The 20,949-nt window shown below is 61.2% G+C and carries 25 protein-coding genes and 1 pseudogene; 15 read left to right on the top strand and 11 right to left on the bottom strand.

What is annotated here, in order from left to right; translation table 11 throughout:
- Positions 1-231: 231 nt before the first annotated feature.
- Positions 232-1,173, bottom strand: a complete 942-nt coding sequence (locus J3364_RS22070; RefSeq protein ID WP_349560316.1) for a LysR substrate-binding domain-containing protein — start codon at positions 1,171-1,173, stop codon at positions 232-234.
- 106 nt (positions 1,174-1,279) lie between these two features.
- On the opposite strand from J3364_RS22070, the gene J3364_RS22065 reads away from it, so the two are divergent.
- From J3364_RS22065 to J3364_RS22055, 3 genes are read left to right on the top strand one after another with little or no spacing between them, the layout of a single operon-like run.
- Positions 1,280-1,606: a carboxymuconolactone decarboxylase family protein gene (locus J3364_RS22065; RefSeq protein WP_349560315.1), complete on the top strand. Its 327-nt coding sequence runs from the start codon at positions 1,280-1,282 to the stop codon at positions 1,604-1,606.
- A gap of 5 nt (positions 1,607-1,611) precedes the next feature.
- Complete coding sequence (locus tag J3364_RS22060) at positions 1,612-2,016, top strand: tautomerase family protein (protein WP_349560314.1); 405 nt, start codon at positions 1,612-1,614, stop codon at positions 2,014-2,016.
- Complete coding sequence (locus J3364_RS22055; RefSeq protein ID WP_349560313.1) at positions 2,013-2,624, top strand: DUF4865 family protein; 612 nt, start codon at positions 2,013-2,015, stop codon at positions 2,622-2,624. Before J3364_RS22060 ends, J3364_RS22055 begins: the two co-directional genes overlap by 4 nt.
- 28 nt (positions 2,625-2,652) lie before the next feature.
- Here the strand turns inward: J3364_RS22055 and J3364_RS22050 are convergent, their stop codons facing one another.
- Positions 2,653-3,264: a LysE family translocator gene (locus tag J3364_RS22050; RefSeq protein WP_349560318.1), complete on the bottom strand. Its 612-nt coding sequence runs from the start codon at positions 3,262-3,264 to the stop codon at positions 2,653-2,655.
- A 243-nt stretch (positions 3,265-3,507) separates the two neighbouring features.
- Between J3364_RS22050 and J3364_RS22045 the strand changes: the two genes are divergently transcribed.
- From J3364_RS22045 to J3364_RS22030, 4 genes are all read left to right on the top strand, one after another.
- Positions 3,508-3,783: a hypothetical protein gene (locus J3364_RS22045; RefSeq protein WP_349560312.1), complete on the top strand. Its 276-nt coding sequence runs from the start codon at positions 3,508-3,510 to the stop codon at positions 3,781-3,783.
- A gap of 163 nt (positions 3,784-3,946) precedes the next feature.
- Complete coding sequence (locus J3364_RS22040) at positions 3,947-4,294, top strand: hypothetical protein (protein WP_123636310.1); 348 nt, start codon at positions 3,947-3,949, stop codon at positions 4,292-4,294.
- Between the two features lie 144 nt (positions 4,295-4,438).
- Entirely contained in the window at positions 4,439-4,882 is a 444-nt protein-coding gene (locus tag J3364_RS22035) for a copper chaperone PCu(A)C (RefSeq protein WP_349560311.1), read from the top strand.
- Between the two features lie 36 nt (positions 4,883-4,918).
- Positions 4,919-5,512: an SCO family protein gene (locus J3364_RS22030; protein ID WP_349560310.1), complete on the top strand. Its 594-nt coding sequence runs from the start codon at positions 4,919-4,921 to the stop codon at positions 5,510-5,512.
- 15 nt (positions 5,513-5,527) lie between these two features.
- On the opposite strand, the gene J3364_RS22025 is transcribed toward J3364_RS22030, so the two are convergent.
- The 3 genes from J3364_RS22025 to J3364_RS22015 all read right to left on the bottom strand — a co-directional run bounded on the left by J3364_RS22025 (position 5,528) and on the right by J3364_RS22015 (position 6,975).
- Complete coding sequence (locus tag J3364_RS22025) at positions 5,528-6,229, bottom strand: SOS response-associated peptidase family protein (RefSeq protein ID WP_349560309.1); 702 nt, start codon at positions 6,227-6,229, stop codon at positions 5,528-5,530.
- A 48-nt stretch (positions 6,230-6,277) separates the two neighbouring features.
- Positions 6,278-6,469 (bottom strand): hypothetical protein, encoded by a 192-nt coding sequence (locus J3364_RS22020; RefSeq protein ID WP_349560308.1) that lies wholly within the window; start codon positions 6,467-6,469, stop codon positions 6,278-6,280.
- A gap of 95 nt (positions 6,470-6,564) precedes the next feature.
- Entirely contained in the window at positions 6,565-6,975 is a 411-nt protein-coding gene (locus J3364_RS22015) for a DUF1090 domain-containing protein (RefSeq protein WP_349560306.1), read from the bottom strand.
- A gap of 265 nt (positions 6,976-7,240) precedes the next feature.
- Here J3364_RS22015 and J3364_RS22010 point away from each other — a divergent pair, with 265 nt between their 5' ends.
- Both J3364_RS22010 and J3364_RS22005 read left to right on the top strand, forming a co-directional pair.
- Positions 7,241-7,873: a DUF1007 family protein gene (locus tag J3364_RS22010; protein WP_349560304.1), complete on the top strand. Its 633-nt coding sequence runs from the start codon at positions 7,241-7,243 to the stop codon at positions 7,871-7,873.
- On the top strand, positions 7,858-8,883 hold the full coding sequence (locus tag J3364_RS22005) for a nickel/cobalt transporter (RefSeq protein WP_349560302.1): 1,026 nt from the start codon (positions 7,858-7,860) through the stop codon (positions 8,881-8,883). The genes J3364_RS22010 and J3364_RS22005 overlap by 16 nt, the downstream gene beginning before the upstream one ends.
- Position 8,884: 1 nt before the next feature.
- Here the strand turns inward: J3364_RS22005 and J3364_RS22000 are convergent, their stop codons facing one another.
- Genes J3364_RS22000 through J3364_RS21990 form a run of 3 tightly spaced genes read right to left on the bottom strand, consistent with a single transcriptional unit; the run spans position 8,885 to position 11,981 of the window.
- Positions 8,885-9,919, bottom strand: coding sequence for an ABC transporter substrate-binding protein (locus J3364_RS22000; RefSeq protein WP_349560300.1), 1,035 nt, complete (start codon positions 9,917-9,919; stop codon positions 8,885-8,887).
- Entirely contained in the window at positions 9,916-11,316 is a 1,401-nt protein-coding gene (locus J3364_RS21995; protein WP_349560298.1) for a sensor histidine kinase, read from the bottom strand. Before J3364_RS21995 ends, J3364_RS22000 begins: the two co-directional genes overlap by 4 nt.
- The gene (locus tag J3364_RS21990) at positions 11,313-11,981 is read right to left on the bottom strand and encodes a response regulator (RefSeq protein WP_349560297.1); all 669 of its coding nucleotides are present in this window, start codon (positions 11,979-11,981) and stop codon (positions 11,313-11,315) included. The genes J3364_RS21995 and J3364_RS21990 overlap by 4 nt, the downstream gene beginning before the upstream one ends.
- 154 nt (positions 11,982-12,135) lie before the next feature.
- On the opposite strand from J3364_RS21990, the gene J3364_RS21985 reads away from it, so the two are divergent.
- From J3364_RS21985 to J3364_RS21960, 6 genes are read left to right on the top strand one after another with little or no spacing between them, the layout of a single operon-like run.
- Positions 12,136-13,122, top strand: coding sequence for a Bug family tripartite tricarboxylate transporter substrate binding protein (locus J3364_RS21985; protein ID WP_349560296.1), 987 nt, complete (start codon positions 12,136-12,138; stop codon positions 13,120-13,122).
- Positions 13,119-13,568, top strand: a complete 450-nt coding sequence (locus J3364_RS21980) for a tripartite tricarboxylate transporter TctB family protein (protein ID WP_349560295.1) — start codon at positions 13,119-13,121, stop codon at positions 13,566-13,568. The genes J3364_RS21985 and J3364_RS21980 overlap by 4 nt, the downstream gene beginning before the upstream one ends.
- 10 nt (positions 13,569-13,578) lie before the next feature.
- Positions 13,579-15,084: a tripartite tricarboxylate transporter permease gene (locus J3364_RS21975; protein WP_349560294.1), complete on the top strand. Its 1,506-nt coding sequence runs from the start codon at positions 13,579-13,581 to the stop codon at positions 15,082-15,084.
- 6 nt (positions 15,085-15,090) lie between these two features.
- Entirely contained in the window at positions 15,091-16,176 is a 1,086-nt protein-coding gene (locus tag J3364_RS21970; protein ID WP_349560293.1) for an AbrB family transcriptional regulator, read from the top strand.
- A 51-nt stretch (positions 16,177-16,227) separates the two neighbouring features.
- On the top strand, positions 16,228-16,593 hold the full coding sequence (locus tag J3364_RS21965) for an ArsR/SmtB family transcription factor (protein WP_349560292.1): 366 nt from the start codon (positions 16,228-16,230) through the stop codon (positions 16,591-16,593).
- The gene (locus J3364_RS21960) at positions 16,590-17,123 is read left to right on the top strand and encodes an SRPBCC family protein (protein ID WP_349560291.1); all 534 of its coding nucleotides are present in this window, start codon (positions 16,590-16,592) and stop codon (positions 17,121-17,123) included. The genes J3364_RS21965 and J3364_RS21960 overlap by 4 nt, the downstream gene beginning before the upstream one ends.
- A 103-nt stretch (positions 17,124-17,226) precedes the next feature.
- Here J3364_RS21960 and J3364_RS21955 read toward each other — a convergent pair whose 3' ends face one another.
- The 3 genes and pseudogenes from J3364_RS21955 to J3364_RS21945 all read right to left on the bottom strand — a co-directional run.
- A complete protein-coding gene (locus J3364_RS21955; RefSeq protein WP_349560290.1) occupies positions 17,227-18,057 on the bottom strand; it encodes a helix-turn-helix domain-containing protein in 831 nt (276 codons plus the stop codon).
- Between the two features lie 36 nt (positions 18,058-18,093).
- Complete coding sequence (locus tag J3364_RS21950; RefSeq protein ID WP_349560289.1) at positions 18,094-20,256, bottom strand: carboxy terminal-processing peptidase; 2,163 nt, start codon at positions 20,254-20,256, stop codon at positions 18,094-18,096.
- A 362-nt stretch (positions 20,257-20,618) separates the two neighbouring features.
- A pseudogene (locus tag J3364_RS21945) lies at positions 20,619-20,840 on the bottom strand (3-hydroxyacyl-CoA dehydrogenase); the annotation flags it as partial.
- Positions 20,841-20,949 lie beyond the last annotated feature (109 nt).

Raw genomic sequence — 20,949 nt, 5'->3', positions numbered from 1 at the left:
TGAAAACGGACGGCATTTACGCCTGATATTGGCTATTTTATGGTCAACCCCGGCGTTGCCGGATGAATCGGCAGAGACCGGTAAATTGCTGGCTGTCTGAAAACGGCGTTTTTGCAGGGGCGACTACGGAGCCTGACTACACCCTATCGGCCCAACCTGATGCGCCAGCATGTTCGGTATGTGAGTTGATCCAGGGGTGTCGCCGGCGCCGCGAGCCTGGGGAAAAGCCGGTCAACGATGCCGCTCTTCTCGAGAATAAGCCAATGGCGAAGCCTTGGTTCGCGGTACGGGATCGGCCGCGATCAATCTCATTACCTCCGCCCGAAGAATCTCCGCAAGCCGTGCAGGGGCACCGGCAAGCACATCGTCTGACCGATGCAGCATCAGCGGCAGGTGAGGGAGTGGCGGCATTCCCAATTCGTCTGCATTCAGAAGCTGTAGCCCGGTCGGCAAGCCGATCGGCGTGCGGACGGTAACGCCCAGGCCCGCGGAGACACCCGCCCAGATGCCGGCCAGGCTCGGGCTTGTGATTGCGACCCGCCAGGGAATGCCCGCACTGTCCAAGGCGTTGGTGGCCGCTGTTCGTAACAGGCAGGGGGCTTCCAGGGCGACCAATGGCCAAGGCTCACGTGTCGGAAAGGGGATATCCCGATCCGCCGCGCCGATCCAGCACATGGGCAACTCGCCCAGCCTTTCTGCATGCGGCGTTTCCTGATTGCCCGCCCAGGCCAGTGCCAGGTCCAGACGGCCGGAGGCCACCCGTTCCAGCAATTCCGCATTGCGGGCAATGCGCACTTCGACCCGGACTTTCGGGTGAGCGCGGGCGAACTGCCCGAGCACTTCCTGTAGTAAGCCCTCGCCGAAGTCTTCCTGCAGGCCCAGTCGCACCCAACCTTCCAGTTCGGCGCCACGGATAGCGGTAGCGGCTTCATCGTTCAGTTCCAGCATGCGGCGGGCGTAGCCGAGTAGGGTCTCTCCGGCTTCCGTCATGGCCAGGCCCCGGCCGGCCTTATGCAGCAACGGCGTGCCGGCCTGGTCTTCCAGTTTCTTGAGCTGCGAGCTTACCGCTGAGGTGGATCGCCCGAGTCGGTCGGCGGCGCGGGCGAAACTGCCCAGCTCAATGCCCAGCACGTAGGTTCTCAGCACATCCAGATCGAAAGTAACGCGGCGCATGGAAATATCCCGAAAAACCGGACGATTAGTTAAAAACTTTCCAATTTACCGTATTAATGTGCGCCGCTAACGTAGGTGGGGTCAAGCCTTCACATGGAGATTGGATATGAGCCTTTCACCCGGTATTGCCCGGCAAGCCTTTGGCGACGTTGCCCCCAAGCTGGCGGAGATTACGGATGATCTGCTTTTTTCAGACGTCTGGTGCCGTGATGCTCTCGGTAAACGCGAGCGCAGCATCGCCACCGTGTCCGCGCTGATCGTCCTCAACCGTTCAGAGCAGTTGCCTTTCCATCTGGAGCGGGCTTTGGAGAACGGTGTCAGCCACAGTGAACTGGCCGAACTGGTTACCCACCTCGCGTTTTATGGTGGCTGGCCAGTGGCGGCCTCTGCGGTGGGTGCCCTCCGCAATCTTCCAACCCATTCCGAGGAGTAAGCACCATGCCGTTTGTACGCATCTCCCTGATCAAGGGCCGTTCGCCCGACGACGTTGCAGCCATTGCTGACAGTGTGCACCGCGCGCTGGTAGAGACGTTTATGGTGCCCCGGGATGATCGGTTCCAGGTCATTCATCAGCACGAACCTGGAGAACTGATCTTTGACCGGCACTACTTGGGCGGGCCCCGATCCGCCGATTTCGTACTGATTTACGTGACGGCGGGCAAGCCCCGGACCCGGGAGACCAAGCAAACCTTCTATCGACGGATCGTCGCGTTACTGGCGCAAACGCCCGGCATCGATCCCGAAGATGTGATGGTGGTGATCAGCACGACGGGGAGCGAGGATTGGTCGTTCGGAGGCGGGCGGATGTCGATGATTGATACCGCGCCGGAGGTCTCGTCATGATCGCCATGCAGTACCGTTTCACCCTGCCGGCGGACTACGATATGGACATCATCCGCCATCGCATTACCAGCAAAGGCCACCTGTTGGATGCGTTCCCCAATCTGGTGTTTAAAGCCTATCTCTATGCCGACAGGACCGACGGCGTTATCGCCAGCTCCGAGAACGCCTATGCGCCGTTCTATGTCTGGCGAAACTGCGACGGCATGAATGCGTTTCTTGGCTCCGAAGGCTTTGCCGGACTTGCCCGGGCTTTCGGGTGGCCCGTCGTAAGCACCTGGTCGGTTTGGCAGGCGCTCGGATCCGAGGATCTGGGCCGTGCCATTACGGCTACTCGGGAAACCATTGCTGTTGAGCCGTTCACCGACCTGACGGCATTGCGGGAGAGCGAAACGGACCGCGCACGAGCGGACGTGCAGCAATCCGGCGCTCTTGCGGCTGTAGCCGCCTACGACCCAACCGCCTGGTCCGTGGTTCGATTTCGGCTGTGGGGGGATGACGGGCCGGAGTCGGCCGCCGGGCGGCACAAGTATCGAGTGGGGCATGTCTCCCGACCGGGGATTGGTGCATTGCTTTCTGAGTCAAATGAGATCGCAGTGCCCAAGCCCTGATCAACGGAGCTTGCTGCCAGGCCCGGAACTAGACCGTCTTCATCGCAAGCCCGAGTGCCACGGCAATAAGCAGCGCGCCAGGACCTTTGCGAAGCAGGACATGATCCGTGGTCAGCCACTCTGCGAGCCGTGACGCCAATAGGGCGTAAGTCAGCAGGAATAGACCGTCGAGTATCAGGTAGGTTGCGCTCAACGCCACAAACTGGGGGATCACCGGATCTGAGCTGTCGATGAACTGCGGAAAGAAGGCGGCAAAGAAGATCACGGCCTTCGGGTTAACCGCCGAGACCATGAAGCCCTGCAGGTACAGCGACGATTTGCTGCGAACCTCCTTTGGCTGATGGGGAATTATCTGCAGGGACGTCTGCTTGATCAAAGCCATGGTTCCCAGATAGAGCAGGTACACCACGCCCACCCATTTGATCGTCAGGATCAGCGATTCGTTGTTGTGAATGAGATACGCCAGCCCGGCGGTCGCCACCATCATCTGGATTAAATTGGCGGTGAGATCGCCAGCCGCCGTCATCGTTGAGCGCGGAAACCCCGATGACAGGGTGTTGGACAGAATCAGCAGCTGGCTCGGCCCCGGTGTGCTCATCAGGAGCAGGACGGTGCCCACAAACAGGGACCAGGTTTCCATCGTCAAAAGCGCTGTCTCCCTAAAAGTATTCTGGGCCTTGCCGTTGTCCTTGAAAGCTTGGTCTCTCGAGGGAAGCGTGCCTCAAAGCCATCGAACCGTTGCCACTATTTATAGACCAAAACGTGCTCAAACTTTAAGGTTTCACCGGCAATTGCCGTGGGCACCGGTGGTCTAACTTCAGGCGCTCTTCCTGGTGGAGAGCGTGTCGACGGACAATCTGGAGAACACAATGGAGGTGCCATCATGACCACGCGACTCAGATATTCCCTTATATCCACTACCTTGTTGGCCCTGATGCCCGTTTTGGGCTTCGCGGAAGGCCAGACGGATCGTGTCAGATCGGTAGGGCCGATAGAGACCATCAACCAGGACATGGCCCCAACGGCAGCCGGCCCAGATCAGAAGGCGGCGGGGACCAGCGTTCAGCCGCAGCGGGCGATTGAACGATCGCGGTATCCGAATGACAACTGGACGGCCCATCAGAAGAAACGCTACCTGTTCGATTCGAACGAGTTCTGAGTAAACCCTCACCACTCCCGGGCGTTGTGGTTTGCACGGCCGGGAGTGGGCTGGGAGGTGATCAAACGCCGGGTGGCTCAGGTCAGGTCGGGCGCCCGGGAGACAGCGTCATAATGACACACCCTTATTGCCCCGTCCGGGGCTCGGGAATAAACTGTGTGCCATGAAATCACGACGCGCATTTCTTCTCATCTTCCTGCTCCCGCTGATGGTCTTCGGGGGCTTGGGCGGTATTATTTTTGGCTCACAAGCCTATTCGGAGCGGCAGGAAGATAAGGTGATTCAGCACACCGTTGCCGAGGCGGTTCACGCCAAGGGGCCGGTGGAGCTGGCCAATCTGGAGCGGGTCCAGAATGGCTTCGGCGTGTGCGGCATTTATCGCGAGGCCGACAGCGATAAGGGCTATTCGTCGTTCTATTACGACGCGATCAACAAGAAAGTCATTCTCGACGCCCAGTCGCGGAAGTTTGAGTCCAACTGCGGGCTCGCCACGCTCTGCGACACGATCTGACGCTGACCCGCCTCTTTAATTGTTCGAGACAATTGCCCGGACAAAATGTCGCACCTTCTTTGAATTCGGCACCAAACTCGCTAGGGTTCAGGCCGTTAGGGCGCTTTCGCTCACCTTCCGAATTTTCGACTCGAGGAGTTCTCCATGCGCAATCTCCTAAGCTCTCTGGTACTGGGTATCTCAGTGTTCGTTCTCTCCAGCGGGCTTGCGTTTGCTGACGGCAAAATTGAGGTGACTGACGCGCGCCTGAGACTGCTGCCGGGTGATGTGCCTGCGGCGGGCTACTTCAAGCTGCACAACGGCACTGACGAGGCGATCAAGCTGGTGGGTGCCCATACCGGCGCCTACAAGAAAGTGATGATGCACATGAGCATGGAGAAGGACGGCATGGCCGAAATGCATGCGGTGCCTGAGATCGATGTGGCAGCGGGTGAGGATTTCGAGTTTGCGCCGTCCGGCTACCATCTGATGTTCATGAAGCGCTCGGCGCTCCTGCAGTATGGCGATAAGGTTACGGTCATGCTGAAGGTAGAAGGCCAGCGGGATGTCCCGGTGAACTTCAAGGTCGTCTCGCCGGCGGACATGTAAGCCCCGTTTCTGCCCACCGGATTAATCGGAACCGTTATGCTCAAGCGTTTTATTCTTCCGTCGCTCATCGCACTAGTCCTGACAGGCTGCACCGGCGAGGACTGGCGGACGACGGATATCTCCAAAACCATGCCGCCGCTGGACTTCAAGCTGGTCAACGAGAACGGTAAGACGGTCACCGAAGAAGACTACGAGAAAGAGGGCAAAGCCACACTCCTGTTCTTCGGTTACACCCATTGCCCGGATGTCTGCCCGACGACGTTGGCGAGACTGGCGAAGGTGACCAATTCGCTGGATCAGGATCTCCAGGACAAGCTGCAGGTTCTGTTCGTGTCGGTGGACCCGGCCCGGGATACGCCCCAGTCCATGGCAACCTACACCTCAGCATTTGGACCTGAGTTTATCGGCATGGTCGGTGACAAAGCCGAGCTTGAGGACGTAACCAACCGCTATCGCATCGCCTACAGCTACGATGAGCCCGACAAGGACGGCAACTACACTGTCACCCACACGTCTGCCGTGTTGGCGTTCGACAGTCAGGGCAACCCGGCCTTCATGCTGCTACAGAGTGATCCGGACGTGGCTCTGAAAGGCGATTTGACCCGTCTGATTGAGAAGGGGCAGGGGTAAAACCCGATTCCCGCCTCAGGGATCCGGCCGCAAATGCACCGGGTTCCTGGCTGTTTCTCCGCTGCGGAAGGTTTTAACCGGACTGACCCGCAGCGGCACGACAATCCTCGGATGTTCCAGGTAGGTGGCCACCGGCTTGGGCAGCGCGTGGATGTCGTAGAGCCAGGCGTCTACGAAAGCCTTGGCGGCCGGTATAAAGCAGGGGAAGGCCTTGTCGTGATAGGGCTCGAAGCGGGGGTGGATGTCCCGCGTCATCACCGCACAGCTGTAGCAGCCGTTATCGAAGCGCTGATAGAGCGCGCCAAGCAGGAACGGCAACGTACCCTCGATCAGAAAATGCCGCTTGATACCGTCGATCACTTTGGTCTCGCCCAGTCCCGTCGCCACCACCAGTGCCCGGCGATGGAGTAGCGGACCCCGCCAGTAGGGCGAGTCAAGATTCCGGGCATTGAAGGTGGTGCGCTCTCCCACCTTCAGCGTCTTCCCGATGGGCTCGCAGTCATACCACCAGGTGGCATCGACGGTCCTCGCGCCGTTGTCGTCCGGAACAATCAGCCCGTGGATCTTCCGTTCCGGATCGCCGCCGAAGGCCGGGTAATAATGCTTAATAGCCTGCTCGGTGGGCCGATACCGGTCAGCCAGCTCGCCGAGACCGATGTCCTCCAGCAGATCCTGAATTTCCGGACAGTCGGTCACGCGTCGGATGTAGCCGCACATGGGAATGCGCCTCTGACCCTGGATGCCGAATTCGGTGCTGACGCAAAGTCAGGACAGCTTGTGGCGATCAAAAATCTCCTGAATTTCCCGGCGCTCAGTCTCCGGGATCAGGACTTTAATCACCTGATTATCTTCATCGATGTAGATGTTATCCCGCGGGATGCCCGAGGCGATCAGGTCTTCCCAGACGTTTTGGGCCTGCTCAGGGGATTTGTAATGGCCATTGACGGGTGAGCTCATCGGTCCGCCCTCCTTGTTGATCGAACGCACCTGATTAAAGATTAGTGCGCAATGAGAGGGCTCGCCAATCCGCTCACTCCGGCTGATGCTTCCGGTCAGTGACGACCTTTCCGCAAGGCATTGAGTTCGCGGGTGTGGGTTTCCAGCTCATCGGTCGCCTCATCCAGTTTTTTCCGGCGCTTCTCAACCTCGTCCATGTCGCCATCCTGGACCGCTTCATTCAAGTCCTCGCGGCGCTCTTTCACTTCCTCCATGCTTTCCTGCAGGTTGTCTTCCGCCTCGGACAGCAGCTTGTCATCGGTGCAGTTTGACCGCACGCCATCCAGGGCTTCCTGCAGTCCCTCCACGCGGTGGCTGTTGCCCTGTTGGCGGGCGGTGTCCATCTGCTGCTGGATATCGGCTTCCTTGGCGGCGCAAAGTGAGTTGTCGTTGGCCTGGGCCTGGGCCGGGGCGAAACAAGTCAACGTCAGGACGCATGCCGACAGGGTGATCGCGGTTCTATTCATGGGAACATCCTTGCTCGTGAATGGGTGTGGATGTATTTGCGCTGATCATGGTGTGGGGCGTCGGCCCGAATAGCAACCGTCATCGATCGAGGCGCTGGCCGGAAATGATAGAGAGCGTTTGGCGTATAGAATCGGAACGTTATAATGTTGCATAATTCGGCTGTCGCCCGTGAGCCAGTCGGGCGGTTCAGTCAACCAACCCGGTTACGCATCTATGTCGCGAATCCCCCTATGCATTGGCAGGCGTCCCCCTGCTTTCATCTCATTGCCGTTATTGCTCCTGTGGCTGGCGACGGCGTCCACGGCCAGTGCCCATCCTCATGGTTGGGTGGATTACACCGTCCGCGTCTTGTTCGATAACCAGGGGCGGGTTTCAGCGCTCCAGCAACGCTGGAAAATGGACCCGATGTACAGCCTGACGCTGATGGAGGAGATGAAGCGGGATGGCGGGGCCGGGCAGCAACAGCAACAGCTCGACGCGTTGGGCAGCCAGATCGTGAAGAACATCGGCAAGCAGCACTATCTTTCCCATGTCTACCGGAACGGGAAGGAACTTGAGCTGGGTCAGGTGACGGAATACACCACGCTCCTGAGTGGCCAGCGCGTTGAGTTCATGTTCGTGTTGCCACTGGCCACACCCCAGAAGCCGGAGGGCGATCGCCTCAGCTGGAAGATCTACGATCCGACGTATTTTATCGAATTCCTCTACGACAACGAGATCGACCAGCCGTTGACGATGAGCGGTGCGCCGGAAGGCTGCACGACCAACATCGCCCACTTCAAACCTGATCCCAAACTGGTGGCCGAGGCGGCCGCGATTGATGTCACTGGCCAGGCGCCGGATGGCATGGGGAAACGGTTCGCCGATACCGGAAAACTGCAATGTCCCGCCGATTAAGCCTGCTGATTGTATTACTCCCCGTTCTTGTGCTGGTGCTTGTGGCATTGACGCCCAGCGGTGAGGCGGCCGGCCTGTGGCTACTGGGGCAGATGCTGGAATGGCAGCGTTCCCTGCAGCGTGGACTGTCGCTGAACATGATGGAATTCTCCCAGCACTCCGACCCCGGTACGTTGCTGACACTGGTGGGGCTGAGTCTGGGCTACGGCGTCTTTCATGCAGTGGGACCGGGCCACGGCAAGGCCGTGATCTCGACCTATCTCCTGGTCCACCGCGCGGAGCTGATGCGGGGAATTCGACTGACGGTTGCGGCCGCGTTTCTGCAGGGCATCGTGGCGATTGTGCTGGTGGGGGTTCTGGTGATTGGGCTGGGGATGCTCACGCGACACGCCATGGCTGACACGGTCATCATGGAGCGGATCAGTTACGGGCTGGTGGCTGTGCTGGGTGGCTGGCTCAGCCTGCGGGCGCTGTTGCGAGTACGCCGGCTGCTGAAACCGTCGACTGCCGAACCGATGGTGGCCTCACCGTTACAACCGTTAACCCCTGTGGCAACGTTGTCCGGATCAGGCGCGCCGACAGCGTTCCATCCCGTTGCGGTCGACGTCTCTGACCATGGCCCCGACTGCCACTGCGGTCGGGATCATCACATCCACCCCGGCCAGGTCGGCCACGACTGGCGGGAGAGCCTGGGCGTCATCTTCTCCATTGGCCTGCGCCCTTGCAGCGGCGCGATCATGATCCTGGGTGTTGCTGTCATGCTGGGGCATTGGTGGATCGGTGTGGCGGCGGTGCTGGCGATGTCGGTCGGTACCGCGCTAACCACCTCGGCACTGGCGGTCTTCACGGTGTTGGCCCGGCGACAGGCTGGCCGATTGGCAAAACGCACTCCGCCGCAGTGGCAGGCGCTCCTGGGGCAGGGGTTGGCGCTGTGTGGCGGCCTTGTGATTGCGGTATTGGGGATTGCCCTGTTGATTCATGCCCAGGCACCGGCCGTGCCGATGCTGTAGATCAAGGGGTCAGGATCTGGATTTCCCGATTCCACCGCTTCATGAACGCATCCCGCCGCATCGGATCGACGAACGCCAGGAGCGAGGCGTTGATCGGGATCGGGTAGAGCTGGTCGCCCACCTGATCGCGCAGTCGCTGGGCGGTGTAGGGGCCGATCACGTCGGGCAGGACGCTGAACAGTGGGGTGCTGCCCGCCAGGGTTTTCTGGCCCGCTTCGCTCAGCAGGAAATTCATGAACGTCCGGGCGGCCGCCGGGTGAGGGGCATCCCGGTGGATAAAGGCCATGCGCATCATCACCAGCGAATAATCCTGGGGGATCTGCACGATGATGTCCGGATGGCTGCGGGCCCAGTGCATGGCGTAGGAGCCCAGCAAGTTGTAGCCCACCCAGTAGGTACCATCCGTCAGACCCTTTAGCATATCTCGGGTGTTGTTCTCCAGGCTCACGCCGGCCGCGCCCATGGCGGCTACCAGATCCCAGAAACGCGGTGAGTAGCGGGCGTCCTGCTGGAACAGGGTATAGCCAACGCCACTGCCGGACGGGGAATAGGTGGTGACGCGTCCTTTGAGCAGAGCCTGGTGGGTCTTGAGCAGGGTATGAAGGTCGGCGTGGGTGCTGGGCGGCATCATATGGCGCGCCAGTTCCAGGCGGTAGACGGTGACGATGGGTTCGAACGTAAAGCCGAAAACCTCATCGCGCCACTTGGCCCACTTTGGCCACTTGCGGGCGGCCTCGCTGTCCAGGCGCTGGGCCAGGCCTTCGTTGACCCGGGCCATCTGCCAGGGCATGGCGGAACTGATGACCACATCCGGAGCCGGCTGGGCTTCCCGGGCCTGCTCGTCCACGTTGAGGGTGGAGTTGTCCTCATATTGGAGATCGATGTCGGGGTGCGCCTGCCGAAATTGATCCAGCAGCGGTTCCACGACCTGTAGGTCCAATGCGGCCTCGACATGCAGGGGCGTTCGCGCTTGAGCCATCAGCATGGAAGGCATCTGGCAAATCAGCAGCAGCGAGATAAGAAATGCGCGCTTCATGGCCGGGCCTCCTCGGTCAGCAGGGGAAATCGGACGCATACCCGAAGCCCATGGCCCGGTGTACTGTGGACGGTGAGTGTGGCCTGGTGGCGATGGGCTATGGAGTCGACGATAGCCAGGCCCAGGCCGGAGCCCTCGGTGTCCTGGCGGCCACCCCGTTCAAAGGGTTGGTGCAGGCGGTCCAGCAGCTCGCGGCTGACGCCAGGGCCGTTGTCTTCGATGGTCAGGGTGACGGCATCGGTCTCCCGATCCAGGCTCAGGGTAATCTCACTGCCGGCAGGGGTATATCGCAACGCATTGTCGATCAGGTTGCCGATCATTTCCTGCAGGGACCAGGGCTCGCCCTGTATCTCTGTGGGGCCTGTGGGCAGCGGTGCCAGGCCCAGATCGTGGTGTTGGGCATCGTCCCGCTCCGCCCATTCCATCACTGAATCCCGCAACACCGCGGCCAGATCGATTCGGCCGGGTGAGCCTTCATCGGCATGGCGCAGTCGCGCCAGACTCAACAGTTGGGCGGCCAGGCGACTGGTGCGCGCCGAGCTGTCGTGAACCGTTTGCAGGGCCCGGCGCCAATCGTCCGGCCGGGTGCTCTGCAGGGCCAGTTCGCTGGTGCTTTGCAGCCCGGCAAGCGGCGTCTTGAGTTGGTGGCTGGCGTCGGCGGTGAACCGCAGCAGGGCGTCGCGGCCCTCGCGCTGGCGTTCGAACAGGGCATTGAGGGTTTCGGCCATGTCGTAGAGTTCGCCGGGCACCTGCGCGTTCAGCGGGCTGATATCGTCCGCATCCCGCTGGCGGATGAGCTGGCGCAGCCGACGTACCGGACGCAGGGCCGTGCGGATGGCCAGCCACATCAACAGGCCGGTCAGGATCACCATGGCCAGGAAGCGGGTGAGGGCGCGCACGAACAGGTCCCGGGCCAGGGCGTCGCGACCGGAAAGCGTGTGGCCGACCCAGATCTGGACCGGCTCCACCGCGTCCCAACCGGCGGATTTCAGTTCGCGACCGTAAAGCCGGATCGGTGTGCCGTGATAATCCACGAAGCGCCAGACGGGGTCCGTATGAGCGGCTTCCCGTAGAGCGTCGGTGACCACTCCATCGAGGTTGCCGGTGACTTCGCGGCCGCCGGTATCGAGAAGGGTATAGAACACCCGTTCCTGCTGGTCGGTCGCGAGGATCTGGAAGGCAGCCGCCGGGATTTCCACCACCGGTTGGCCATCCTGCCACTGGATCGCTTCTGCAATGGTGAGGCTGGCGGCTTCCAGTTGGCTGTCGAAGGCCCGATCGGCGGCGCGCTGGGCGCTGGTGTACGCCTCCACCAGCAGGAAGGTGCCGAGCACGCCGACGGCGGCCAGCAGCCAGGCGCCCAGGCGTCGTTTGAGGGTGCCGTCAACGACGATCACGCCGGATCATCCTCCAACCGATACCCCAATCCCCGCAGAGTGCGGATTTTTACTCCGCTGCCCTGGAGGCGTTTGCGCAACCGGCTGATGTAGAGGTCCAGGGCATTGGGGCCGGCCTCTCCGAAGCCGAACAGGCGATCGATCAGTTGCTCCCGGGGCGCAATGCGACCGGCGTGCAGCAGCAGGCCTTCCATCAGGCCCAGCTCCCGAGGCGGCAGATCCAGCCGTTCGCCGTGCAGCGTGACCTCTCCGGATGTGGGATCGAAACTCAGCGGGCCGAACAGCAGGCGGTTGTCGGTGCGCTGCTGGCTGCGCCGGAGCAGGGCGCGAACCCGTGCCTGGAGTTCGGGCAGGGAGAAAGGCTTGGTGAGGTAATCGTCGGCACCCAGATCCAGGCCCTGGACCCGTTCGGCCACGCCGTCCCGGGCGGTCAGGATCAACACCGGCGTGGCATCACCCCGCTTGCGAATCTCGGCTAACAGCGTGAGGCCGTTGCCATCCGGTAGTCCGAGATCAAGTACGACCAGGTCGAAATGGCTGTGCGCCATGGCGGCCCGCGCTTCGCTCAACACCGTGAACACTTCCACGGTATTACCCAGCGGCCCCAGTCCCTGGGTCAGGGAATCGGCGATCAACGGATCATCTTCGACGATAAGCAGGCGCATCGGTTTGGGTCTCGCAGCGGTGGGATGACGACGACAGCCCCTGACAGGTTGATGACAGGTTGCGTCCCTAGAATGGATCGGGTCATCGACACGATGAACGGCAGGGGACGCGTCCTGATGCCCCTGCGAAAAACAAATACAACAGGAGTCCAACATGAAATTCAACTCCGCATTCCTTCGCTGGTCTGCTCCGCTCGTTATGGGCGCCGCCCTGATGACCGGCAATGCTCACGCTCAATCCGACAGCACCGAGTGTATCGCTCCCGCCAAGCCCGGCGGCGGGTATGACCTGACCTGCCGACTGGCCGCTAACGGCCTGCAGGAGACCGGCCTGATCGACAAGCCGATGATGGTGACCTACATGCCCGGCGGCATCGGCGCGGTCGCGTACAACCACGTTAACGGTGTGCGTAATGACGATCCCAACCTGATTGTGGCTGCCAGCACCGGCGCGGCCGTCAACCTGGCGCTGGGTAAATTCGGCCAGTACGACGCCAGCGAAGTCCGTTGGCTGGGGGCGTTGGGTGTGGATTACGGCGCCATTGTGGTTAAGGCGGATGCGCCCTGGCAGACCCTCGGCGACCTGATGAAAGACCTGAAGAAACGTCCGAACCAGATCGTCTTCGGCGCCGGCGGCACCGTGGGCAGCCAGGACTGGATGAAAGCGGCCCTGACCGCCAAGGCGGCCGGCATCTCACCGCGCAAGCTGCGCTATGTGGCGTTCGAAGGCGGCGGGGAATCGCTCGCGGCCCTGCTGGGGAACCACATCGAAGTGTTCACCGGCGATCTGTCCGAGCTGCGACCGCATCTGGAAAGCGGCAAGGTGCGCGTGTTGGCGGCACTGTCCGAAGAACGCGTCGGCGGACCCTATGCGGAAATCCCCACCGCAGCTGAACAGGGCTACGACGTGGAATGGCCGATCTGGCGCGGTTACTACATGGGCCCGGACGTGAGCGACAAGGCTTACAACACTTGGGAAACGCGCCTGGAGAAGCTGGCCGACAACGAGCAGTTTGCGAAAATGCGCGAGGCTCGTGGCTTGTTCCCGATGGCCCGTTTCGGTAACGACTTCGACAGCTACGTCAAGAAGCAGGTCGCCCAGTTCAAGCAACTCGCGAAAGAAGTAGGGCTGACACAATGAGACTCGCCGCCGACCGTGTTCTGGGAATTGCCTTGATCGGTCTGGCGGCGTTCGCCGCCTTCAAGGCCACTCAGTTCCAGGTGACGTTCAGCTACGAGCCGGTGGGTCCCAAGGCGTTCCCTATACTGCTGTCGGTGGTGCTGGCGGCTTTGTCGCTGGTGCTGATCTTCCGGCCCGGTGAGGATGGGGAATGGCCGGACAAGTTCGTCGCCCTGAAGCTGGCGGCGGTGTTGCTCGTCCTGCTGGGTTATGCCCTTCTCTTCACCCGCCTGGGTTATCTGGTTACGACCTTCCTCGCGGTGCTGTCCCTGGCACGACTGTTTGAGGCGATCTGGCCGAAGGCGTTGCTGGCCGCCGTGCTGATGGCACTGGGCAGCTATTACCTGTTCACGCTGGGGCTGGGGATTTCCCTGCCAGGCGGCCAATGGCTGCCCGATTTCAACTGAGGTGCCTGGCATGTTCGATTTTCTGATTCACGGTTTTGATGTTGCGTTGACGCCCCTGAATCTGGGGCTCGCTTTCCTTGGCGCATTGCTTGGCACGCTGTTCGGCGCTCTGCCGGGCATTGGCCCGATCAACGGTATCGCCATCCTGATGCCGCTGGCTTACACGCTGGGACTTCCGGCGGAATCCGCCCTGATCCTGCTGGCCGGCGTCTACACCGGTGCCGAGTACGGCGGTCGCATGTCGAGCATCCTGCTCAATGTGCCCGGCGATGCCGGTGCGGTGATGACGACCCTGGACGGCCATCCGCTGGCCAAGAAAGGGCTGGCCGGTCCGGCGCTGGGGTTGTCGGCGGTCAGTTCCTTTGTCGGGGCCACCATCGCCATTATCGGGCTCACGCTGTTTGCGCCCCTGCTGGCGGAAGTGGCGGTCATGTTTGGTCCGGCCGAGTTCTTTGCCCTGATGGTCTTCGCGTTTTCCTCCATGGCGGTGATGATGGGCAAAGACCCGATCAAGACCGGTATTGGCGCGGTGCTGGGGGTGATGATCGCCATGATTGGCGTCGACTCCGGGACCGGCGTGATGCGCTACACCTTCGGTATGGCTGAGCTGTATGACGGCATCGATTTCGTGGTGATGATCATCGGTCTGTTCGCCATCAGCGAAATCCTGCTGATGCTGGAACACGCCAATCGTTCCGATGCGAGCGACGAAATACCGCCGGTCGGTCGGGTGATGGTCAGCCTGAAAGAAGTGCTTTCCTGTAAGTGGGCCATGATCCGCAGTGGGATTATCGGCTTCATTGTCGGTGTGCTGCCCGGAACCGGTGCTTCTGTGGCCGGCGCCGTGACCTACACCACCGAAAAGCGCATTTCCGACAAGGACAACACCTTCGGCACCGGCAACATGCGGGGGCTGGCGGCGCCGGAAGCAGGTAACAATGCCTCGGCGGCGGGTTCGTTCGTACCGATGCTGACACTGGGCATTCCTGGCTCCGGGACCACCGCGGTGCTGCTGGGCGCATTGATGCTCTACAACATCACGCCGGGCCCCATGTTGTTCACCGAGCGTCCGGAAGTGGCCGGTGGCCTGATTGCGTCGTTGTATATCGGCAATATCGTGCTGCTGGCACTGAACCTGCCGCTGGCGGGGCTGTTCGCCAAGGTGCTGACCATCCCGCGCTGGGTGCTGGTGCCGGCGATTGCCATCCTGGCTTTCGTGGGTGTTTACCAGCTCCACTCGGATCTCATGGCCATCTACCTGATGTTGGTGATCGGTATCTTCGGGTACCTGCTGCGCAAACTGGGTTTCTCGCTGGCGCCGGTGATCCTCGGTTATGTGCTGGGTGGCCTGATGGAAGACAACCTGCGTCGGGCGCTGTCGATCAGCGGCGGTGACATGGGCATCCTGTGGCAGTCCGGTATTTCCATCGGCCTGTGGATCGCGGCGGTCCTTTTGCTGGTGTTGCCCTGGTTGCTGCCGAAACTGCTTCCCCGTAAATCACTGGCCAGTGCCTGAACCGTCGTGATCGAGGCGCTGAAAGGCCAGGTCGTCGCGGGCGGGAAACTGCTGCCCACGTTGCTGATCGGCGCGGGTGGCAGCGGACTGGCATATGCCGTGAATATGCCGCTGCCGTGGCTACTGGGGGCGCTGATCGTGACCACCGGGCTCAGCCTGGCCGGTGTGCGGCTACCGGCCCCGACGGCATCTCGCAAGGCGGTACTGGCAGTGATCGGCGTGATGCTGGGTGCTGCCTTCACGCCGGATATGGCAGGTGACATCGGTCGCTGGAGCGCGAGTCTGGTCATTATGCTCGTCAGTACGGCGGTGATGATGGGGGTCTCGGTCTGGATGAGCCGGAGAATCGCGGGTAACTCACTCGACACCGCCATCTACGCCGGCATGCCCGGTGGACTGTCCGCGGTAACGCTGATGGCGGCCGACTCCGAAGCCGACCTGCGGGCGGTGGGGCTGACCCATGCGGTTCGCGTGCTGATCCTGCTCCTGGCCATTCCACCGGTGCTGCAACTGATCGGCCACGTCAGCCTGCAGCCCCGCACGACCACCCTGGCGCAATGGTTGGCCCTGCCCGCCTGGGACGACGCGCTGATGCTGATTGGCGCCGGTGTCATCGGGGCGTGGCTTGGTCGCTGCCTGCGCCTGCCCAACCCGTTGCTCTTCGGGCCGGTGCTGGTCTCTGGCGCACTGCATGTCAGTGGGCTCTGCGAGGCGGCTATTCCGCCGGCCATTGTTGCGCTGGCCCAGATTGTGATCGGCGTGTCGGTTGGCGTCCGGTTTGCCGGAACGACCCTCGCATCGCTGGGCTATAGTCTGCTGGTCGCGGTCATTCAGGCTTTGCTGCTGATGCTGATGGCCGTGGCGGCTGCCTGGATCGGCCATGCCGTCACTGGCTATTCTCCGGCCGCGGCGCTCCTGGCCTACATGCCGGGTGGGGCGCCTGAGCTGAGTCTGGTCGCGCTATCGCTCGGCATCGAGCCAGCGTTCGTCACTTCCCATCACCTCCTGCGTCTGACAGTGCTGATTCTGCTGATGCCGGTGCTCCTGTCCTTCCTCAAGCGACTCCAAAGCCGGCGTTCATCGTCACATTAACATTTAACGAATTGGTTGAATGATGGGCGGGGCGGTGCTACGTTTAACCACATGGTTGAATTAGAGAGTGCCGAACTGAACGCGATCTTTCACGCCCTGGGTGATGTCACGCGGCGGGGAATGCTGAGCGAGTTGTCCGGGGGCGAGAAGACCGTGGGTCAGCTGGCCGAGCCGTTCGATATGTCACTGGCGGCGGCGTCCAAGCACATCAAGGTGCTGGAGAAGGCGGGACTGATCCGACGCGAGGTGCGTTGGCGCACGCGCGTCTGTCATCTCAATCCCGGGCCGCTGGCCAGTGCCCATGCCTGGCTCAGGGAATACGAGCGCTTCTGGACCGGACGTCTGGATGCCCTCGAACAGCTCCTCCGCGAGGAGGACGCCCACCAGCCCCCGTCCCGGGAAGGAGACGACCCATGAACAAGCCGGAAATGCCCGCAAACTATGGAGTACTGACCGATTCCGACACGCTGACCATCCAGCGTTTGCTTCCCGGCCCGATCGAACGGATCTGGGCCTATCTCACCGAAGAGGATCTGCGGTGTCAGTGGCTGGCGGCCGGTGAAATGGCGATGTCGGTTGGCGCGTCGTTCGAGTTCGTCTGGCATAACGACGAACTGACGCAGCCTGCCGGCCAGAGACCGCCGGGGTTTTCCGAGGAGCACCGTCTGCAGAGCGAGATTACGGAACTGGATCCGCCGAGACGCCTGGCGATCAGCTGGGGCAGTACTGGCGGGGTCAGTTTCGATCTGGAGCCCCGCGGCCAGGATGTTCTGCTGACCGTCACCCATCACCGCGTGCCCGACCCGTCGATCCTGCTCAACGTGAGCACCGGCTGGCACACCCATCTCGATCTCCTGGCCGCCCGGTTGACGGGTATCGAACCGACGCCGTTCTGGGACGGGTTCCTGAAGAACAGGGCGGAGTACGAGCGGCGCTTTAGCGTCTAGTAAGGTAGATTGTACAGGGGCCACCGATGGTGGTCCCTGTCGGGCAGGAAGGTCGGGACTCAGGGCCGTTTTGCTGCTCCGGGACGCCAGGACCTATGAAGCGCTAGGAGTTGGTGGGTGGCTTTTTCCGGCCGGCTTTAGATGGTTTTTTCGAACCTTTCTTAGTCGGGCGCGCTGTCTGGGTATCCAGGGACAGTTCGTCCCGCATCCGCGCCACTTCGGCCTCCTGCTCGGCGACAAAGTGCAGCGACATTTCGAAACTCTGGCGGGTGAAATCCAGCACTTTTCGGAAGCCTTCATCCGACAGCTCCCGCGCCTCATCGTGGCCCCGGAAGATGTTGATGAATTCCCGTTCCCGTTCGAACTGCAGGGGTAGTTTTCCGACGCCCCAGTCCGACAGAATCTGCCAGGCTTCGGGATTGTAGTTGCGGGTGAAGCGCAGGATGAACGGAATCGGGTCGTTGCGGGCCACCAGGGCGGCCAGGCGCAGGATCAGCTCGAACGAGAGGGTGGCGGTGCCATTCTCGATGGCTTCCAGCAGGCTCTTGTCCCGCAGGTCCAGGGCCTCGCTCATCTCATTGAGTGTGAGGCCGGCCACTTCCCGGATATCCTTCAGCGAGTCGCCGGCGGCCAGCATCATACGCAGCTTGTCCTGCGAGTTGAGCAGGGCGCGACCGGCCTTGATCGATGTGTCGGTGGTGCGCAGGGCAAAGCGGAAGGCGGAGCCGGTGAAGTCGGTCAGTCGGTCGACCAGGGAATCTTCGTCTTCGGAGGCGGGCTTCCCGCCCTTGGCACCGGCCGTCTGCTGGCCGGTGAGGGGAGGGACTCCGAGCTTTTCAGCCTGCTGCATGGACTGGATCGCGTGCAGCGTGTCCATGAGCAGGCTTTCGAGGGCAAGGGCACGCTTGCGGTCGCTGTCGCTGTCATTGCTCATCCGGCGATCCTTGCCCTGGTTCCTCGGTGTCGTCTGTTACAGGTGCTCGTCAGCCTGCGCGGTGATCCGCTCAGGCTTGGTGATGGACGCCATCTTGGAATCCAGATCGATCATGTCGGACATGATGTAGCCACCCTCGCGAACGATAAAGTCGTCGTCTTTCTTTTCATCCGGGTTGGCGGCTTCCGCTTCTTCGTAGTTTTCCAGCGCTTCCCAGTCCTTGAACGGCTCTTTGCCCTTGAGCTGACGACGCGCATTGGCGATCTTCAGCTGGCGGGACTCCAGGTCGTCCTGGTAGGTCTCGCGCTTGTCGTAGTTCAGGCTCACGTAATCCCGGTTGCGCTGGGTCTTGAGCAGGTTGATCTCCTCCTCCAGCAGCTGGAATTCCGGGTTCTTGTCGAAACGGGCTTCGTGACGCTCGCGCAGCTTGTCGATGATGCTGCTGAAATCGAAGTAGCGGGCGTGGGGCACGGCTTCGATCTGGTCCCAGGGCAGGGCGTTATCCAGCGCGTCTTCGCCGATCTCTTCCTTGTTGATCCGGGTCGGGATATTGATGTCCGGAATCACGCCCTTATGCTGGGTAGAACCGCCAGACACCCGGTAGAACTTGGACTGGGTGATTTTCAGCTGACCGTGGTTGAGCGGGCGAACCGCCTGTACCGTGCCCTTGCCGAAGGTCTGGGAGCCCACGATCAGGCCGCGGCCGTAATCCTGGATGGCGCCGGCGAAGATTTCGGAGGCCGAGGCGCTCATGCGGTTGACCAGGACCACCAGCGGGCCGGAATAGGCCACGGAAGGATCGTCGTCGGTCAATACGCTGACGTCGTTGTCGGCACTGCGGATCTGGACGGTCGGGCCTTCATCGATGAACAGACCCACCAGATCGTTGGCTTCCTGAAGGGCGCCACCGCCGTTGTTGCGCAGGTCGATCACCAGACCCTGCATGCCCTGTCCCTTGAGCTTGTCGATCAGCTTGTGGACGTCACGCGTGGTGCTCTTGTAGTTCGGATCGCCGGCCTGCATGGCCTGGAAATCGGCGTAGAAGGTTGGAATGTCAATCACACCGACCTTGTAGTGCTTGCCGTCACGCTTCAGATCGATCATGTCGCTCTTGGCGGACTGCTCTTCCAGCTTCACCTTGTCGCGGGTGATGTCGATGGTGCGGGTAATGGTTTCATCCGAGGCGCTGGCCGGGATGACTTCCAGGCGCACGACGGAAGAGCGCGGGCCGCGAATCAGGTCGACCACTTCATCCAGGCGCCAGCCCACGACATTTTTCATCTCGCCGTCCTTGCCCTGGGCCACACCCACGATGCGATCGGCCGGTTTGAGCTGCCCCTGTTTGGAGGCCGGGCCGCCCGGCACCAGGCGCACGACCTTGGTGTATTCGTTATCGGACTGCAGTACCGCGCCGATGCCCTCCAGCGAGAGGCTCATGTTGATGTTGAAATTCTCGGAGGTACGCGGGGAGAAGTAGGAGGTATGCGGGTCCCACAGGCTGGTGAAGGCGTTCATGTAGGTCTGAAAGGCGTCTTCGCTGCGCACCTGCAGGGTCCGTGAGCGTTGGCTTTCATAGCGACGTTGCAGGGAGGTGGTGATTTCCTTGTCGCTCTTGCCGTTCAGGCGCTGGGCCAGCACGGCATTCTTGATGCGGCGCTTCCAGATTGCGTCCAGCTCGTCCTTGCTCTTGGCCCACGGATCGTCGGAACGGTCCAGCTTGAGTTCTTCGTCTTCATTGAAGTCGAACTGGTCGACGCCGTTGTCGATCAGTTTCAGCGCGTAATCCAGACGCTCGATCACGCGTTTTTCAAACAGGTTGTAGATCTGGAAGGCCGGCTCGAGCTGGCCGGTCTTCAGGGCCGAGTCGAGCTTGGTGCGCCAGGGCGCGAAACGGTCGATATCGCTTTGCAGGAAATAGACATGCTGACCGTCCAGATGATCGAGGTAGGCGTCGAACACCCGCTTGGAGAGGTCAGAGTCGATCCGCTGATCCAGGAAATGCGTGAACTGGAGTTGCCGTGCGATCAGGATATTGGCGCGGGCCTGATCGATGGTCGGCGAAACCGGCTGGAATGTCTGTGCGCCGTCCTTGTCCAGGGCCGCAAAACCGGCCGTGGAGGTAATCGCCAGGCCAACGGCCAGGGCGACTGCGGAAGAACGGAGGCGGGGTACTCTCAGCTTGCGGATCGATAATGGCATGTCATTACTGTCTTTGCAGGTGAAGATTGTAAGCCGGACGAGCGTTGCCGTCGGGCTTCCAGGCTGATCGGCCGTTCTCGGGTCTTAAAACCCGGGTAGGCCGGCAGACGCCGGAGCCTCCACTATGACTTCCGAAAGATGGTTGTGTTCCGGAATATTTAGAGGATCCTCAGCTCATTGTAGGCAAGCGGCAGGGCCGTTGCTACCGGCCATGTGCTACGAGGTCATGACAATCTGTCCATAATGAGGACAAGTTCGGGTGAATTTGTTAGGTGCGAGTACTGTCCCGGCGCACGATCGAGCAAAATCCTGACGTTACGGGTTCCGGCTGGGCGGACACCGGAACCCGTTTGATCGCCGGATTATTGGAACGAGGTATTGCTTTCCGCTTTATCCAGCAGCAACCGGGGCGGGGCGAAACGCTCGCCGAAAGCTTCGGCCAGTTCTTTTGCCCGTTCTGCGAACTTGCGCACACCGTACTGGTTGATGAACTGGATAGCGCCACCGGTCCAGGGCGCGAAGCCGATGCCAAAGATGCTGCCGATATTGGCATCTTCCACTGTACGTAGTCGCCCCTGCAAAACGCCGTTTTCAGACAGCCAGCAATTTACCGGTCTCTGCCGATTCATCCGGCAACGCCGGGATTGACCATAAAATAGCCAATATCAGGCGTAAATGCCGTCCGTCTTCATA

The organism is Marinobacter sp. NFXS9 (genome assembly GCF_040148665.1).
Classification (GTDB): Bacteria; Pseudomonadota; Gammaproteobacteria; order Pseudomonadales; family Oleiphilaceae; genus Marinobacter_A; species Marinobacter_A mangrovi.
Note: the sequence above shows the minus strand (reverse complement) of the source record. Positions and strands in the feature narration are given on the sequence as shown.